Source organism: Streptomyces sp. NPDC015171 (assembly GCF_043079545.1).
GTDB lineage: Bacteria > Actinomycetota > Actinomycetes > Streptomycetales > Streptomycetaceae > Streptomyces.
Window position 1 is genome coordinate 117,975 of record NZ_JBIBUO010000010.1, and the last position, 15,328, is coordinate 133,302.

At 72.8% G+C, this 15,328-nt stretch carries 13 protein-coding genes; 6 read left to right on the top strand and 7 right to left on the bottom strand.

Annotation, left to right across the window (positions count from 1 at the left end):
- Positions 1-192: 192 nt before the first annotated feature.
- Both ACF073_RS26155 and ACF073_RS26160 read left to right on the top strand, forming a co-directional pair.
- A complete protein-coding gene (locus ACF073_RS26155; protein ID WP_392073810.1) occupies positions 193-1,134 on the top strand; it encodes an RNA polymerase sigma factor SigF in 942 nt (313 codons plus the stop codon).
- Positions 1,135-1,188: 54 nt separating this feature from the next.
- Complete coding sequence (locus tag ACF073_RS26160; protein WP_392073811.1) at positions 1,189-1,968, top strand: hypothetical protein; 780 nt, start codon at positions 1,189-1,191, stop codon at positions 1,966-1,968.
- A 3-nt stretch (positions 1,969-1,971) separates the two neighbouring features.
- Here ACF073_RS26160 and ACF073_RS26165 read toward each other — a convergent pair whose 3' ends face one another.
- Positions 1,972-2,172: a hypothetical protein gene (locus ACF073_RS26165; protein WP_392073812.1), complete on the bottom strand. Its 201-nt coding sequence runs from the start codon at positions 2,170-2,172 to the stop codon at positions 1,972-1,974.
- A 207-nt stretch (positions 2,173-2,379) separates the two neighbouring features.
- Between ACF073_RS26165 and ACF073_RS26170 the strand changes: the two genes are divergently transcribed.
- The 4 genes from ACF073_RS26170 (at position 2,380) to ACF073_RS26185 (ending at position 6,916) form a co-directional block, all read left to right on the top strand.
- Positions 2,380-2,883, top strand: a complete 504-nt coding sequence (locus tag ACF073_RS26170; RefSeq protein WP_392073813.1) for a MarR family winged helix-turn-helix transcriptional regulator — start codon at positions 2,380-2,382, stop codon at positions 2,881-2,883.
- Positions 2,884-2,896: 13 nt separating this feature from the next.
- On the top strand, positions 2,897-5,422 hold the full coding sequence (locus ACF073_RS26175; RefSeq protein ID WP_392073814.1) for an MFS transporter: 2,526 nt from the start codon (positions 2,897-2,899) through the stop codon (positions 5,420-5,422).
- Between the two features lie 104 nt (positions 5,423-5,526).
- Positions 5,527-6,348, top strand: coding sequence for a YceI family protein (locus ACF073_RS26180; RefSeq protein ID WP_392073815.1), 822 nt, complete (start codon positions 5,527-5,529; stop codon positions 6,346-6,348).
- Positions 6,349-6,442: 94 nt separating this feature from the next.
- Positions 6,443-6,916 (top strand): PPOX class F420-dependent oxidoreductase, encoded by a 474-nt coding sequence (locus ACF073_RS26185; protein WP_392073816.1) that lies wholly within the window; start codon positions 6,443-6,445, stop codon positions 6,914-6,916.
- 24 nt (positions 6,917-6,940) lie between these two features.
- Here ACF073_RS26185 and ACF073_RS26190 read toward each other — a convergent pair whose 3' ends face one another.
- The 6 genes from ACF073_RS26190 to ACF073_RS26215 form a co-directional block, all read right to left on the bottom strand.
- Complete coding sequence (locus ACF073_RS26190) at positions 6,941-7,699, bottom strand: TetR/AcrR family transcriptional regulator (RefSeq protein ID WP_392073817.1); 759 nt, start codon at positions 7,697-7,699, stop codon at positions 6,941-6,943.
- Positions 7,700-7,852: 153 nt separating this feature from the next.
- Positions 7,853-9,238: an MFS transporter gene (locus ACF073_RS26195; RefSeq protein WP_392073818.1), complete on the bottom strand. Its 1,386-nt coding sequence runs from the start codon at positions 9,236-9,238 to the stop codon at positions 7,853-7,855.
- Positions 9,239-9,286: 48 nt separating this feature from the next.
- A complete protein-coding gene (locus ACF073_RS26200; RefSeq protein ID WP_392073819.1) occupies positions 9,287-11,551 on the bottom strand; it encodes an ArnT family glycosyltransferase in 2,265 nt (754 codons plus the stop codon).
- Complete coding sequence (locus tag ACF073_RS26205; RefSeq protein WP_392073820.1) at positions 11,548-12,918, bottom strand: glycosyltransferase; 1,371 nt, start codon at positions 12,916-12,918, stop codon at positions 11,548-11,550. Before ACF073_RS26205 ends, ACF073_RS26200 begins: the two co-directional genes overlap by 4 nt.
- Before the next feature lie 14 nt (positions 12,919-12,932).
- Positions 12,933-14,591, bottom strand: coding sequence for a sensor histidine kinase (locus ACF073_RS26210; protein ID WP_392073821.1), 1,659 nt, complete (start codon positions 14,589-14,591; stop codon positions 12,933-12,935).
- Complete coding sequence (locus ACF073_RS26215) at positions 14,588-15,328, bottom strand: response regulator transcription factor (RefSeq protein ID WP_392073822.1); 741 nt, start codon at positions 15,326-15,328, stop codon at positions 14,588-14,590. The genes ACF073_RS26210 and ACF073_RS26215 overlap by 4 nt, the downstream gene beginning before the upstream one ends.

The following is a 15,328-nucleotide window of genomic DNA, read 5'->3' on the forward strand; positions in this document are numbered from 1 at the left end:
TAACCGTCAGACCCCTTCTTTCCAGGGCCGATTCGCCTCATGCGTGTCGACATGTCGGTACAGCGCGTTGCCGACATGTGACATTCTGCGGGAAGCGCGTTTGCCGTGGCTCCGGCTCCGGTATTCAGGTGAAGGCTGCGTTGCTCGAAAGGGAGCGCCGCCGCGACCGTCCCGCGACCCAAAGGGGGTGGCATGTCCGCAGACCAGGGCAGCTCGAAGGTGCTGACGCCCACGAACAGCGAGGCAGCGCCCAAGGAGCTCGACGCTCTCGACGTCCTCGACGGCTTCGAGGGCGTCACGGCCCTCGAAGCCGTGCCGTCCCCGGCCCTCGACCGGGCCGCCGAAGCTGTCCCGGCCCCACAGGCCACGGCGAACATCGACACCCGCACCCTGTCCCGGTCGCTGTTCCTGCGCCTGGCCGCGCTGGACGAGGACAGCCCGGAGCGGGCGTACGTGCGGGACACCCTGATCGAGCTGAACCTGCCGCTGGTCCGCTACGCGGCGGCGCGCTTCCGCTCCCGCAACGAGCCGATGGAGGACATCGTCCAGGTCGGCACCATCGGCCTGATCAAGGCGATCGACCGGTTCGACTGCGAACGGGGCGTGGAGTTCCCGACGTTCGCCATGCCGACCGTGGTCGGCGAGATCAAGCGGTTCTTCCGCGACACCTCCTGGTCGGTGCGGGTGCCGCGCCGGCTCCAGGAGCTGCGTCTCGCCCTCACCAAGGCCAGCGACGAGCTGTCCCAGAAGCTGGACCGCTCCCCCACGGTGACGGAGCTCGCGGCCGTGCTCGGCGTCTCCGAGGAGGACGTGGTCGACGGCCTCGCCGTCGGCAACGCCTACACCGCCTCCTCCCTGGACTCCCCGGCCCCCGAGGACGACGGCGGCGAGGGCTCGCTCGCCGACCGGCTCGGGTACGAGGACACGGCCCTGGAGGGCGTGGAGTACCGCGAGTCCCTCAAGCCCCTGCTGGCCAAACTCCCGCCCCGGGAGCGCCGGATCATCATGCTGCGCTTCTTCGCCAACATGACCCAGTCGCAGATCGGCGAGGAGGTGGGCATCTCCCAGATGCACGTCTCCCGGCTGCTCACCCGCACCCTGGCCCAGCTGCGCGAGGGGCTCATCTCCGACTGACCGGGATCCCGCGCGAGGCTTCCTATCTGACGGAGCGTCAGTCACCATGACGGGATGCTGCGTACGACGACATGGACGCGTGGCCGCCGAGGCGCCGTTACGGCAGCGTCGGCGGCCGTCGTCTGTCTGGGCGGGGTGCTGGCCGCGTGCGGGGGCGGCCCCGGCGGCGGCTACACCGCGGTCGGCGCGGGACGGGGCGGCCCGACCGCCGTCGCCCCGTCGGGGTCGGTGACCATGGTGCCGCTGGACGGGGCGAAGGGGGACGCCAAGGGGGGTGGGCGACCGCCACGGGCCGCCAACTCCGCGGCGCCGCCGAGCGGTTCGGCGGGCTCCGCCGATCCGGGGTCCAGCGCGCCGTCACCGGCCGCCGAGGACGGCACCGGCCGTGCGCCGGACCGGACTCCCGGCACCGGCACGCCCCCGCGCACCCCGGAACCGGGCGGCGGCGGCGAGGGCGGCCGTACGACACCGCCGGCCGGCTCGCCGGGTCCCCCGTCCGGCCCGCCGGCCCCCACCGCGTCCGCCGGGCCCGCCGAGCTGAGCTGGGGCGCCCCGGCGACCGAGGACACCGACAAGCGCTGGTGCCAGCGGGTGACCGTGGGCTTGCGCAACTCGGGAGGCACGGCGGTGCGTTCGGGCGAGGTGACGTTCGGGACGCACATCATCGGCGCGCTCGGCGTCGACTGGGGGACGTTCGAGTCGACCGCCGGCCTGCCGGTGCCGCTCGCGCCGGGCGCGCGGGAAAGTCCCGCGTGGACGGTGTGCGTCGATGCCTGGCGGGTGCCGCTCGGCATGCACATCGAGACGCGGGACGTGTCCGTGGAGTGGGACTGACCCCTACTTCAGCGCCAGCCAGGCGACGCCGGCCACCACGACGAGCGCCACGACGACGCCGATGATCAGACCGACGCGGGGGCCGGAGGAGGCGGCCGCCTGCGGCTGCCGGCGCCCCTCGGGAGCCTCGTCGACGAACGCGCGGAACATCTGGGTGCTGCCGGCGGGGTCGTAATTGCCCTGGGGGCCCTGGGTGTTAGCCATGCCCCGAGACCTTAGCGAAGTCGGCCCCGGGCACCCAAGTGGGGGGCCACCGGGACAGACGGGGGCACCCCACCCGCAGTCACCTGCATATTTACTATCGCAATACTTACCTTTGCCAAGTTTTTGCGCCAGCGCCCCCGGGTTTGTTTGCCTTCAGCAACCAAACAGTCCTATGGTTGCCCGAAGCAACGAACTACGGGAGGTGTGATGGCCGAGCGGGCGCAATTCGAAGAGCTGGCGCGTCAGCTCAGTGCCGTCGGGGCCGTGAAACGGGACATGGGGCGGATCCTGCCGCCCGACTGCCCGGGTGGCTCGGCCGCCGTGCTGACCCTGCTCGGCCGCAACGGCGACATGCGCATGAGCAAGCTCGCCGAGCTGCTCGCCGTGGACATGTCGGTCACGAGCCGGCATGTCGCGCACGTCGCCGCGCGCGGCTGGATCGAGCGGCTCCCGGACCCGGCGGACAAACGCTCGCGCATCCTGCGCCTGACGCCCCTGGGTCTGGACCAGCTCGACGAGCTGTCCCGGCGGACCACCCATCTGCTCGCCGAGCGGCTCGCGGACTGGACGGACGAGGAGGTCGCCCAGCTGATCCGGCTGATGTCGCGCCTGCGGGAGTCCTTCGGCGACTGCCGGTCCGTCCCGTTCCGGCACCCCGCCGCGGCCGCCCCCGTACTCGAAGAGACCACCCGTACACCCGCAAGCACGTAAGAAAAGGAAGCCCATGGCAACGACCACACCAGCCGGTGTGCGGGCTCACGCCAAGCACGGGGGAGGCTCCCACGGCGACGCCCCGATGACGCACCGGCAGATCATGGAGGCCCTGTCCGGGCTGCTGCTCGGCATGTTCGTGGCGATCCTGTCGTCCACGATCGTCTCCAACGCCCTGCCGCACATCATCGGGGACCTCGGCGGCGGCCAGTCCGCCTACACATGGGTGGTCACCGCCGCCCTGCTGTCGATGACCGCGGCCACTCCCCTGTGGGGCAAGCTCGCCGACCTGTACAGCAAGAAGGCTCTCGTCCAGATAGCCCTGATCATCTACGTCGTCGCGTCGATGGCGGCCGGTCTGTCGCAGAACCCCGGCATGCTCATCACCTTCCGGGTGTTCCAGGGCATAGGCGTGGGCGGTCTGTCCGCCCTGGCCCAGATCGTCATGGCCGCGATGATCTCCCCGCGCGAGCGCGGCCGGTACTCCGGATACCTGGGCGCCACCTTCGCCGTCGCCACCGTCGGCGGCCCGCTGCTCGGCGGTGTCATCACCGACACCTCCTGGCTGGGCTGGCGCTGGTGCTTCTACGTCGGTGTCCCCTTCGCGATCATCGCGCTGATCGTGCTGCAGAAGACCCTGCACCTGCCCGTGGTCAAGCGGGACGTCAAGGTCGACTGGGGCGGCGCGACCCTCATCGCCGCGGCCGTCTCCCTGCTGCTGGTCTGGGTCACCTTCGCCGGTGACAAGTACGACTGGATCTCCTGGCAGACCTACGCGATGGTCGGCGGTTCGATCGTCCTCGGCGCGCTGTTCGTGCTCGTCGAGTCCCGGGCGAGCGAGCCGATCATCCCGCTGCGCCTGTTCAAGAACCGCACGATCACGCTCGCGTCGCTCGCCTCGCTGTTCGTCGGCATCGCGATGTTCAGCGGCACCGTCTTCTTCAGCCAGTACTTCCAGCTGGCCCGTGACAAGTCCCCGACCATGTCGGGCGTCATGACCATCCCGATGATCGGCGGCCTGTTCGTCTCCTCGACCGTCTCGGGTCAGTTCATCACCCGCACCGGACGCTGGAAGGCGTGGCTGGTCAGCGGTGGCGTGCTGGTGACGGCCGGGCTGCTGCTGCTCGGCGGCATCCGGTACGACACGGACTACTGGAAGATGGCCATCTACATGGCCCTGCTGGGTCTCGGCATCGGCATGATGATGCAGAACCTGGTGCTCGCCACGCAGAACCAGGTGGCGCCCTCCGACCTCGGCTCGGCCAGCTCCACGGTCACGTTCTTCCGCTCCCTCGGCGGTGCGGTCGGCGTCTCCGCGCTGGGCGCGGTGATGTCCCACAAGATCACCGACTACGTCAAGGACGGCGTCGCCGACCTCAGCCCCAAGTACCAGGCCGCGCTGGCCGGCGGCTCCGGCTCCACCGACAGCATCCCGGACATGGACTCGCTGCCGGCCCCGATCCGGACGCTGCTGGAGAGCGCCTACGGCCACGGCATCGCGGACGTCTTCTTCATCGCCGGCTGCCTCGCCGCCCTCGCCTTCCTGATCACGCTGTTCATCAAGGAGGTCCCGTTGAAGACCAAGGGCGCGCTCGCGCAGAGCGCCGACGGCGACACCCCCGCCGAGGCCCCGGCCGCCGCCGCGGTCGCCGAGGCGGAGCCGGTGCCGGCCGCCGTCGCCGCCACCCCGGTGTCCGACACGGCCCTGGCCGCTGCCGCCGCCACGGCCACCCTGCCGATGACCGCCGTCGCCTCGGCGGCCGAGCCCGCCGGCCCCGGCGGCATCCCGGTGCACGGCTTCGTCCGCGGCACCGAGAGCGCCCCCGTGCCGCAGGCCGCGGTCACGCTGATCTCGCTGTCCGGCCGCCAGCTGGGCCGCGCGGTCGCGCAGTACGACGGCGGCTACCGGCTCGACGCCCCGGGCACCGGGTCGTACGTGCTGATCGCCTCCGCCGACGGCTACCAGCCGCAGGCCTCCACCGTCCTGGTGGGCGAGGAGCCGCTGTCGTACGACATCCTGCTCAGCGGCACCAGCGGGCTGACCGGTGTGGTCCGGGCGGCCGGGAACGCGCTGCCGGTCAAGGACGCGATGGTGATCGTCACCGATGTGCGCGGTGATCTGCTGGCCACCGCCGCCACCGGCGAGCAGGGCGAGTTCGCCCTGACCGAGCTGGTGCCGGGCACGGTGACCGTCGCGGTCAACGCGAGCGGGTTCCGGCCGCGCGCCCTGCCGGTCGAGGTCGGCGCCACCGGCGTCACCCGTATCGAGGTCGACCTGGACTCCGGCGCCCGGCTCCAGGGTGTCGTCCGGGCCCCGCACGGCCCGCTGGCCGACGCCCGGGTGACCCTGGTCGACCAGGCGGGCAACGTGGTCGGCTCCGCCACCACCGGCACGGACGGGGCGTACGCCTTCACCGACCTGGACGGCGGCGAGTACACCGTCATCGCGACCGGCTACCCGCCGGTGGCCACCGCGCTGACCGTGTCCGGCCCCGGCGTCGACGGCCACACCATAGAGCTCGCCCACCCCGGCGAGTAGTCCGTACCCCGGCCCGTGGCGGCGCGCGCCCTGAGCGGAGGGCGCGCGCGCCACGGGCCGGTTTCATACGACCATTTTTTGATCTTTTGCAGGGAGAAAACGGGATGGGACTGACCGCGAAGATCCGTACGCGCGACGGGTGGGCCGTGTCGCACGCGGTCGTCACGGTGACCGACATGACCGGTACCCAGGTGCTGCGGGCCGAGGCGGACGCCGAGGGCGCCGTACGGGACGTCACCGAGCTGGCACCGGGGGCGTACACCGTGATCGTGACGGCCATCGGGTACGCGCCCGCGGCGTCCAGCGCGATCGTCACCGCGAGCGGCCGGGCCGAGGTCGGCACGGTGACGCTGGCCCGGCAGGGCGGTACCGAGCTGCCGCCGCCCGGCCCCTGGACCATCGACCCGGCGCACTCCTCCGTCGCCGCGGCCGCCCAGCACCTGGGGATCTCCAGCGTGCACGGCCGGTTCACGGAGTTCGGCGGCACGATCGAGATCGCGCCCGACGACATCACCAAGTCCCGGGTGGCGGCGGTCATCCGGGCCGCCTCCATCGACACCGGCAACGGCATGCGCGACACGCACCTGCGCTCCGCCGACTTCCTCGACGTCGATCAGCACCCGGAGATCGCCTTCCGCTCGACCGGTCTGACCCAGGCGGGACCGGACCGCTGGACCGTGCACGGCGAACTGTCCCTGCACGGGGTGGTCCGCCCGGTCGACCTGGAGCTGGCCTACCTGGGCACCGGCGCCGACCCGTGGGGCGGCACCCGGGCCGCGTTCCGGGCCACCGCGGAACTGCACCGCGAGGACTTCGCGATGAACTACAACCAGGTCCTGCAGGCCGGTATCGCCGCGATCGGTACGACGCTGAAGGTGGAACTGGACATCCAGGCCGTGCAGGGCGATTCACTGCCGGCGGCCTAGCCCGCCCGCGCCCGGGGGAACGGCGGACGGCTTTGCGCAGCCTGTGCCCGGCAGGGTCACGCGGAGAGCGGGCTCTTCCCCCTAGGGTGCTGGCATGGCACCGAACATCGCGACCAACACCCGGGTCTCGGCGGCCGAGCTGCTGGACTTCGTACGCCCCCGCCACCGCGCGCTGCTGATCACCCGCCGCGCCGACGGCTCCCCGCAGGCGTCCCCGCTGACCTGCGGGGTGGACGACTCCGGCCGGATCGTCGTCTCCACCTACCCCGAGCGGGCCAAGACCCGCAACGCCAGGCGCGACTCCCGGGTCAGCCTGGTCGTCCTCAGCGACGAGTGGAACGGCCCCTGGGCCCAGATCGACGGCACGGCCGAGGTCATCGGCCCCCCCGACTCCGTGGAACCGCTCGTCGAGTACTACCGCAACATCGCCGGCGAGCACCCCGACTGGGACGAGTACCGGCAGGCGATGATCAAGCAGGGGAAGTCGATCATCCGGGTGACCCCGCATCACTGGGGCCCGGTCGCCACCGGCGGCTTCCCGGCGCGGCTCGCCTCCGACGACGCGTAGGCGCCCGCGCGGGGCGGGGCGGGGTCAGCCGCGGCTGACCATCGCCTCGATTCCGGCGATCAGCAGGTCGAGGGCGAAGGTGAAGTCCCGGTCCAGCATCTCGGCCACCGTGTCGCCGCCGCGGGCCGCCATCAGGTGCTTGGACTCCTGGATGACGTCGGCGATCCCCGGGACCTCGGTGACCGAGGTCATGGCCTGTTCGAAGTACTCGTCCGCGCTCTGCCCGCTGTCCGCGATCCGGGCGAGGAAGTGGCTCTCGATCGTGCCGTAGCCGTACACGAACTGGAAGACGGCCGAGATCGCCCCGGTCACCCCGTGCGCGGGCAGCCCCGCCCGGCGGATGACCTGCTGGACCACCCGGGAGAAGTTGATCGAGTTCGGGCCGATGTTGAGGTACCGCCCGGCCAGCGGCGACAGCCAGGGGTGGCGGACCAGCAGGGCCCGGTAGGCGGCGGCCAGCTCCCGCAGCTGCTCCCGCCAGTCCTGGTCGGCACGCTCCGGGTCGGGCAGCCGCAGCTCGGCGTAGGCCGTGTCGAGGGCGAGTTCGAGCAGGTCGTCCTTGGTGTCGACGTACCAGTACAGGGACATCGCGGTGACGTTCAGCTCGGCGGCCAGGCGGCGCATGGAGAACTTGGCGAGACCCTCGGCGTCCAGCAGCCGCACGGACGCCGAGGTGATCCGCTCCCGGTCGAGCCCGGAGGGCTGCCCGCCGCGCCCGCCGCGCCGGGGCTCGCCGGCCAGCCACACACTGTCCCGCGCCGACCGACCTGCTGCCTTCGTCACCGGCGCACCTTTCTCGAATTCGGGATCGCTGTCCACGATGCTAGGGCTGGGCCCCTCCCGGGGGCGCGGGGCCCTGTCGCCGTTCGGCCGGCCGCGTGAGCGGGCGCCGTCGCGCACGCCCCGCGACGGCACACCTGCCCCCGCCTGCGGCCGTTACGCGATCCCCCGCTCCGCCCGCCGCAGCAGCCCCGCCGCCAGCAGCCCGCCGAGCAGTACGGCGGTGGCGCCGACCAGCTGGCCGGTTCCCAGCCCGGCCGACAACGACCGCCCGGCGGCCACGGAAGAGCTGAGGACGGCACCGAGCACGGCGACACCGAGGCCGTTGCCGAACTCGGCCAGCGTTCCGTTGATCCCGGCGCCGACGCCCGCCTTCTCCGGGGGGATCGCGCTCATGATGGCGTGCGCCATCGCCGGATTCGCCACCGCGCACCCCGCGCCGATCAACAGCAGCCCCAGCAGCGTGCCCGCATACCCCTCGGAGGCCAGCTCGGCGATGGACACCAGGCCCCCGGCCATCAGCGCCATCCCCAGCCCGATCGACACCGGGGTGCCCAGCTTCGCGCTCCACTTCGCCGACAGCCCGCTGAAGTTGAGCACCACGACCGTCAGCGCCAGCGGAGCCGTCCGCAGACCGGCCTCCAGCGGCTCGTACCCGAGCACGAACTGCAGGTGCTGCGTCAGCAGGAACAGCGCGCCGCCCATCCCGAAGGTGAGGAGCACCGCCCCGGCGACCGCGCCGGTGAACCGCCGGTCCCGGAAGAAGTGGAGGTCCAGCATCGGCTCCGCCAGCCGGCTCTCCCACCACGCGAAGCACCCGAGGACCACGACCGCGACCGCCGCCGTGCCGAGCACCCGGCCCGAGGTCCAGCCGTGTCCGGGGCCGGAGATGATCGCGTAGACCAGCGCGGCCATGCCGATGGTGGACAGCAGCGCGCCCAGCAGGTCCGGGCGGTCGCCGCGGGGGTTCTTGGACTCGGGGACGAGGATCACCACGGCGACCAGGCCCAGCGCCGCGACCGGCAGGTTGATCAGGAATATCGCGCCCCACCAGAAGTGGTCGAGCACGAAACCGCCGATCAGCGGGCCGCCCGCGAAGCCCAGGGCGTTGACCGCGCTCCAGATGCCGATCGCCTTCGGCTGCTCCTCGGGGGCGAAGATCTGCATCGCCACGGCCAGCGTGGTGGTCATCAGCAGCGCGCCGCCCACGCCCATGCCGGCCCGCGCGGCGATCAGCTGCCCGGTGCTGCCGGCGAGTCCGGCCACGAGCGACCCCGCGCCGAACAGGGCGAGCCCGGCGAACAGCATCTTCTTGCGGCCGTAGCGGTCGGCGGCGCTGCCGGCGGTGAGCAGCAGACCGGACTGCACCAGCGAGTAGGCGTTGATCATCCACTGGATGTCGGAGGTGGACGCGTGCAGTTCGCGGGTGAGCGAGGGGATGGCCACGTTCAGCACGGTGTTGTCGAGCAGCACGGTGAGCTGTGCGAGACAGATGACGGCGAGGATCAGCCAACGCTGGGGATGGCCGTGGGAGGCAGGCATGCCGTACACCGTATAGCGCTGCTATACGGTGTACAACACGGTTTTCCGTCAGGCGCCCGCCCGCCGCGTCAGGTCGTAGAACGTGGCCGAACCGACCGTCACCTTCTCGAAGGTGCTCTCGACCCACGCGCTGATCCGGGACGCCGTACCGTCCGCGCCCCCGCCGCCCGCGCCCATGCCGCCGCCGGAGATGAAGTAGTGGATCCTGCCGTCCTCCACGTACTTCTTGAACTGGGCGAGAGTCGGGGACGGGTCGGTGCCGTTGAAGCCGCCGATCGCCATCACCGGCTCACCCGTGGCGAGCTGGTAGCCGGCCGCGTTCTGGGAGCCGACGGAGGCGGCGGCCCAGGTGTACTCCGAGGCGTTGCGCTCCAGCAGCTTCTTGGCCTCGGACGACACGCTCGCGCCGTTCAGCAGGCCGCCGAAGCCGCCGCCCTTGCCGCCCTCGGCCGCCTGGCCGCCACCGGGGAACCCATTGCCCGGCATGCCCTGCTGCCCCTGCCCCTGCCCCTGCCCCTGCCGGCCCGGCATTCCGCCGCCCCCCGGGAAGCCGTTGCCCGGCGTGCCCTGCTGCCCCTGGCCTTGGCCCTGCTGCCCCTGCTGACCCTGGCCCTGGCCCTGCTGACCGGGCACGCCGCCGCCGAAGCCGCCCCGCCTGCCGCCACCGCCACCGCCGCCGAAGCCGCCCATCCCGCCGGCGGTCGCCGGGCCGGCCGTGACGATCGAACCGGTGTGGCCCTCCCGCACCGTGCTGAGGGTGTACGCGGTCGGCCCGGCCAGCGCGGCCACGAGGCCCGCCGCCGCGCCGAGGGCGAGCCGCCGGGGGATCCGGCCGGCGAGGACCAGGCCGAGCGCGGCGCCGAGACCGCCGATCAGGACCAGCCACTTCAGCCAGGGCAGATAGGCGGGGGTCCGGTTGAGCAGGACGTACCCCCAGGCCGCCGCCGCGACCACGGACGCGGCGAGCGTGACCGGCACCCACCGCTCCCGCCGCTTCTCCCACAGCAGACCGGCGCCCATGCCGGTCACGGCCGCGAGGTAGGGGGCGAGGGCCACCGTGTAGTACTGGTGGAAGATGCCCGCCATATAGCTGAACACCGCCATGGTCATCAGCAGCGAGCCGCCCCAGACCAGGAACGAGGCCCGGGTGACGGACGTCCGGCGCAGTTTGCGCGTGGCCACCAGGCCCGCGACCAGCAGGATCAGGGCGGAGGGCAGCAGCCAGGAGATCTGGCCGCCGATCTCGGAGTCGAACATCCGGTCCCAGCCGGTCTCGCCCCACCGGCCGCCGCCGCCCGCGCCACCGCCGCCGCCCACACTGCCGGTCTCGTCGCCGCTGAGCCGGCCGAAGCCGTTGTAGCCGAAGGTCAGTTCGAGAAAGCTGTTGTTCTGCGAACCGCCGATGTACGGACGGGAGGAGGCCGGCCACAGCTCGACGATCGCGACCCACCAGCCGCCCGAGACGACCAGCGCGAGCGTCGCGGCGGCCAGCTGCCCGAACCGCCTCCTCGGCGGCACCGGCGCGCACACCGCGTACACGAGCGCCAGCGGCGGCAGGATCAGGAACGCCTGGAGCGTCTTGGCGAGGAACGCGAAGCCGATCGCCGTCCCCGCCCACACCAGCCACTTGGTGCGGCCGTCCTCCACGGCCCGGACCACCAGGTAGCAGGCCGCCGCCATCAGCAGGGCCAGCATGGCGTCCGGGTTGTCGAACCGGAACATCAGCGCCGCGACCGGGGTGAGCGCGAGCACCGCGCCCGCGATCAGACCGGCCACGGGGCTGAACCGGCGGCGCACGGCGGCGTACACCACGGCGACCGTCGCCACGCCCATCAGCACCTGGGGCGCGAGGATCGCCCAGGAGTTCAGGCCGAAGACCCGCACCGACAGCTCCATCGGCCACAGCGAGGCCGGCGGCTTGTCGACGGTGATGGCGTTGCCCGCGTCCAGCGAGCCGAAGAAGAACGCCTTCCAGGAGGTACTGCCCGCCTGTACGGCCGCCGAGTAGAAGGAGTTGGCGTAACCGGAGGCGCTGAGGTTCCAGAGGTAGAGCAGGAGGGTGACGGCCAGCAGGCCGAGGAGGGCCGGGCGGGCCCAGCGGGGGTCCTCGGCCCTGCCGCGCCACAGCCGGCGCGGCAACGGCTGCTTCGGCTCACCGGCTCCGGTCGTTCGCGGGGCCGGGGCGGGCGGCGGTCCCCAGTCGGCCGTACCCCTGTGGCGGGCGGCCGTACCGCTCTTCTGGGGAGCCGTACCGCTGTCCTGAGGGGCCGTACCGCTGTCCTGGGCGGCCTGCGGGTCGTACTGCGTGGTCATCGGGGGTCCCCCGGATCGGTGTCGTGAGGGCGCACCGGCCGCGGTCGCACGGTGGCGTCCCTCCAGCTGCCGTCCGCGGCCTCACCGGCGCGGACCTGGTCGGTCGGGTGCGGGGTCCGCGCCGGCTCCGCGTGGTCCGGGAAGACCCAGGCACGGAAGAGCAGGAACCGCAGGACGGTCGCCGCGAGGTTGGCGGCGACGAGCACCGCCAGTTCGGTGGAGTGCGCCGGCTCGTCGGTGGCCGCGTTCAGGGCGGCGAGCGAGCCGCTGGTCAGGGCGAGGCCGATCCCGAAGACGACCAGGCCCTGCGCCTGGTGCCGGACCGCGCCGCCCCGGCCGCGCACCCCGAAGGTGAGCCGCCGGTTGGCCGCCGTGTTGGCCACGGCGGAGACCAGCAGCGCGAGCGCGTTGGCGGGCTGCGACCCGGCGAACTGCCGGAAGGCGCTGTACAGCAGCAGATAGCAGAGGGTGGACAGGCCGCCGACCACACAGAAGCCGACCAGCTGGCGGGCCAGGCCCGTGGGCACGTCGGTGAGGTCGCGGTCGCGCGGGTCGTCACCGAAGGGCCGGCCGAGCCGGTCCAGCGGCAGCGAGCCGGTGGCCAGCGCCCTGCCGACCCGCCACACGCCCCTGAGGTCTTCGGTGGCCGTCCGCACGATGTGCACGGTGGAGTCCGGGTCGTCGACCCAGTCGACCGGCACCTCGTGGATCCTGAGGCCCGCCCGCTCGGCGAGCACCAGCAGCTCGGTGTCGAAGAACCAGCCGGTGTCCTCCACCAGCGGCAGCAGCACCTGCGCCACGTCCCGCCGGATCGCCTTGAAGCCGCACTGGGCGTCGGAGAAGCGGGCCTGGAGCGAACCGCGCAGGATCAGGTTGTAGGCGCGGCTGATGAACTCCCGCTTGGGGCCGCGTACGACCCGGGAGGTGCGGGCGAGCCGGGAGCCGATCGCCAGGTCGGAGTGGCCGGAGATCAGCGGCGCCACGAGCGGCAGCAGCGCGTTGAGGTCGGTGGACAGGTCGACGTCCATGTAGGCGAGGACCGGGGCGTCCGACGCCGACCACACGGTCCGCAGCGCCCGCCCCCGCCCCTTCTGGTCCAGTCGGGAGTGGCGGACCTCGGGTATCTCCGCCGCCAGCCGCGCCGCCACCCGCGGGGTGGCGTCCGTGGACGCGTTGTCCGCGATCGTGACGCGGAAGGCGTACGGGAAGGTGCGGGTGAGGTGCTCGTGCAGTCTGCGGACGCACGGCTGGAGGTCCTTCTCCTCGTTGTAGACGGGGATCACTACGTCCAGGACAGGCGTACCGGCGTCTGTGGCCGGGAGGTGCTCCCGCGCCGGCAGGGTGCCGGGAGAAGAGTCGGTTCGCATGGGACCGACTCTGTTCAACTGCCCTGTCTCACCCGTGTGATGGCGCTGTGCTGGGCCTGTGAGTGCGGTTGCCGGTCCGTGTCGGGCGCCGTCCGGGCAACGGCGGGGTCGTCGGCCGGGGCGGGCAGACGCATGGTGAACACGGTGCGGCCGGGCGCGCTGTCCACGGTCACGGCACCTCCGTGCGCGGCGGCCACGGCCTGCACGATGGCGAGGCCGAGCCCGGTGGACCCGGTGGCGCGGGATCTCGCGGAGTCCCCGCGCGCGAACCGCTCGAAGACGTGCGGCAGCAGATCCGCCGGGATGCCGGGCCCGTCGTCCTCCACGTCGACGCACACCCAGGGCCCGCCCCGCCGCACGCGCGCGGTGACGGTCGTACCGGGCGGGGTGTGCTTGCGGGCGTTGCCCAGCAGGTTGACCAGCACCTGCTGGATCCGGGCCGCGTCCGCCGAGACCGGGGCGGGTTCGTCGGGCAGGTCGAGCCGCCAGTCGTGGTCCGTGCCGGCCGCGCGGGAGTCGCTGACGGTGTCCACGACGAGCGGGACGAGATCGGTGTGCCCGCACTGCAGCGGGCGGCCCGCGTCGAGCCGGGCGAGCAGCAGCAGGTCCTCGACGAGCAGGGTCATCCGCCCGGCCTCGGACTCGATCCGGCCGAGCGCGTGCCGGGTGTCGGGCCCGACCTGCTCGCGCCCGCGCCGGGTGAGTTCCGCGTATCCCCGGATGGAGGCGAGGGGGGTGCGCAGCTCATGGCTGGCGTCGGCGACGAACTGCCGTACCCGCGTCTCGCTGCGCTGCCGGGCGTGCAGGGCGCCGTGGACGTGGTCGAGCATGCGGTTGAGCGCGGCGCCGACCCGGCCGACCTCGGTGTGCGGGTCGCACTCCGCCTCCGGGACCCGCTCGCTGAGGTTCACCTCGCCGGTGTGCAGCGGGAGTTCGGAGACCCGGGTGGCGGTGCGGGCGACCTTGCGCAGGGGGCGGGTGGCGACGCCGACGAGCACGTACCCGGCGATGCCGGCGGCGACCAGGCCGGCGGCGGTGACACTGATCTCGACGAGGATCAGGGTGGTGATGTTGTCGTCGGTGGCCTTGGTGGGCAGGGCGACGTAGAAGGCGTCGCCGCCGTCCGGGTCGGCCACGTACATGGCGAGGTAGTTGCCGAGCCCCGGGAGCTCCACGGTGTGGCCCTTGCCGTCCTCGGGCACGGTGCCGAGCGCCTCGCGCTGCGCGGCGCTCAGCCCGTCGGCGCGCGACGGCTTGGCCAGGTCGTTGCCGCCGGTCCGCTTCCGGGCGACGGCCGCGTGCCGGATCGCGGAGTCCCGCACATAGGCGGCGACGGCCCCGAACGGGGTCGGCCCCCTCGTCAGCAGGTTCTCCACCTCGGTGGCCGGCGTGGCGGCGTCCGGCACGCCGCCGCCGGGCAGCCCCGGCCGGGCGCCGCCGCCCTCGTCCTGCCGCATGTGCCCGAGCGCCCGGCCCGCGATCTCGGTGACATCGCCGGTCAGCTGGTCGTACAGATGGCTGCGCAGCGCCAGCGTGGTCACCGTGCCGATCACGGCGCAGACCACCGCGATCAGTGTCACGGACGCGACGACGAGCCGGGTCCGCAGGGTGCGCGGCTTTCCCGGCCGTCGCCCGCGCCGCCGCCGGGGACCCGGCCGGCGCCGCCCGCTCATGCCGCGGCGGGCTTGATCAGATATCCGGCGCCGCGCCGGGTGTGGATCATCGGTTCCCGGCCGGCGTCGATCTTCCGCCGCAGGTAGGAGATGTACAGCTCGACGACGTTGGCCTGGCCGCCGAAGTCGTACGACCACACGCGGTCCAGGATCTGCGCCTTGCTCAGCACCCGCCGGGGGTTGCGCATGAGGAAGCGCAGCAGCTCGAACTCGGTGGCGGTGAGGTGGATGGACTGCCCGGCCCGCGCGACCTCGTGGCTGTCCTCGTCCAGGGTCAGATCGCCCACGACGAGCACGGAGTCGGAGCGCCGGTCGGCCGCCCCGGCCCTGCGGATCAGCCCGCGCAGCCGCGCCACGACCTCTTCCAGGCTGAACGGCTTGGTGACGTAGTCGTCCCCGCCCGCGGTGAGCCCGGCGATACGGTCCTCCACCGCGTCCTTGGCGGTGAGGAACAGCACCGGCACGTCCGGCAGTTCGCGCCGCAGCCGGCCGAGCACGGCCAGCCCGTCCATGTCCGGCAGCATCATGTCCAGCACGACGGCGTCCGGCCGGAACTCGCGGGCCGACTGGAGGGCGCCCTGCCCGTCCCCCGCGCTCCTGATCTGCCAGCCCTCGTATCGCAGGGCCATGCTCAGCAGTTCGGTGATCGACAGCTCGTCGTCCACCACAAGCACGCGGACGGGGCTCCCGTCCGGCCTCAGCAGTTCGGTACGCCCCTGGGGCGAGGTCGTGGTCAT

Excerpts from the sequence above, each read along its gene's own strand:
- ACF073_RS26170 (WP_392073813.1), top strand. The coding sequence starts at position 2,380 with ATGGCCGAGCGGGCGCAATTCGAAGAGCTGGCGCGTCAGCTCAGTGCC.
- ACF073_RS26195 (WP_392073818.1), bottom strand. The coding sequence starts at position 9,238 with ATGCCTGCCTCCCACGGCCATCCCCAGCGTTGGCTGATCCTCGCCGTC.
- ACF073_RS26155 (WP_392073810.1), top strand. The coding sequence starts at position 193 with ATGTCCGCAGACCAGGGCAGCTCGAAGGTGCTGACGCCCACGAACAGC.
- ACF073_RS26200 (WP_392073819.1), bottom strand. The coding sequence starts at position 11,551 with ATGACCACGCAGTACGACCCGCAGGCCGCCCAGGACAGCGGTACGGCC.
- ACF073_RS26185 (WP_392073816.1), top strand. The coding sequence starts at position 6,443 with ATGGCACCGAACATCGCGACCAACACCCGGGTCTCGGCGGCCGAGCTG.
- ACF073_RS26175 (WP_392073814.1), top strand. The coding sequence starts at position 2,897 with ATGGCAACGACCACACCAGCCGGTGTGCGGGCTCACGCCAAGCACGGG.
- ACF073_RS26215 (WP_392073822.1), bottom strand. The coding sequence starts at position 15,328 with ATGACCACGACCTCGCCCCAGGGGCGTACCGAACTGCTGAGGCCGGAC.
- ACF073_RS26160 (WP_392073811.1), top strand. The coding sequence starts at position 1,189 with ATGCTGCGTACGACGACATGGACGCGTGGCCGCCGAGGCGCCGTTACG.
- ACF073_RS26180 (WP_392073815.1), top strand. The coding sequence starts at position 5,527 with ATGGGACTGACCGCGAAGATCCGTACGCGCGACGGGTGGGCCGTGTCG.
- ACF073_RS26210 (WP_392073821.1), bottom strand. The coding sequence starts at position 14,591 with ATGAGCGGGCGGCGCCGGCCGGGTCCCCGGCGGCGGCGCGGGCGACGG.
- ACF073_RS26205 (WP_392073820.1), bottom strand. The coding sequence starts at position 12,918 with ATGCGAACCGACTCTTCTCCCGGCACCCTGCCGGCGCGGGAGCACCTC.
- ACF073_RS26165 (WP_392073812.1), bottom strand. The coding sequence starts at position 2,172 with ATGGCTAACACCCAGGGCCCCCAGGGCAATTACGACCCCGCCGGCAGC.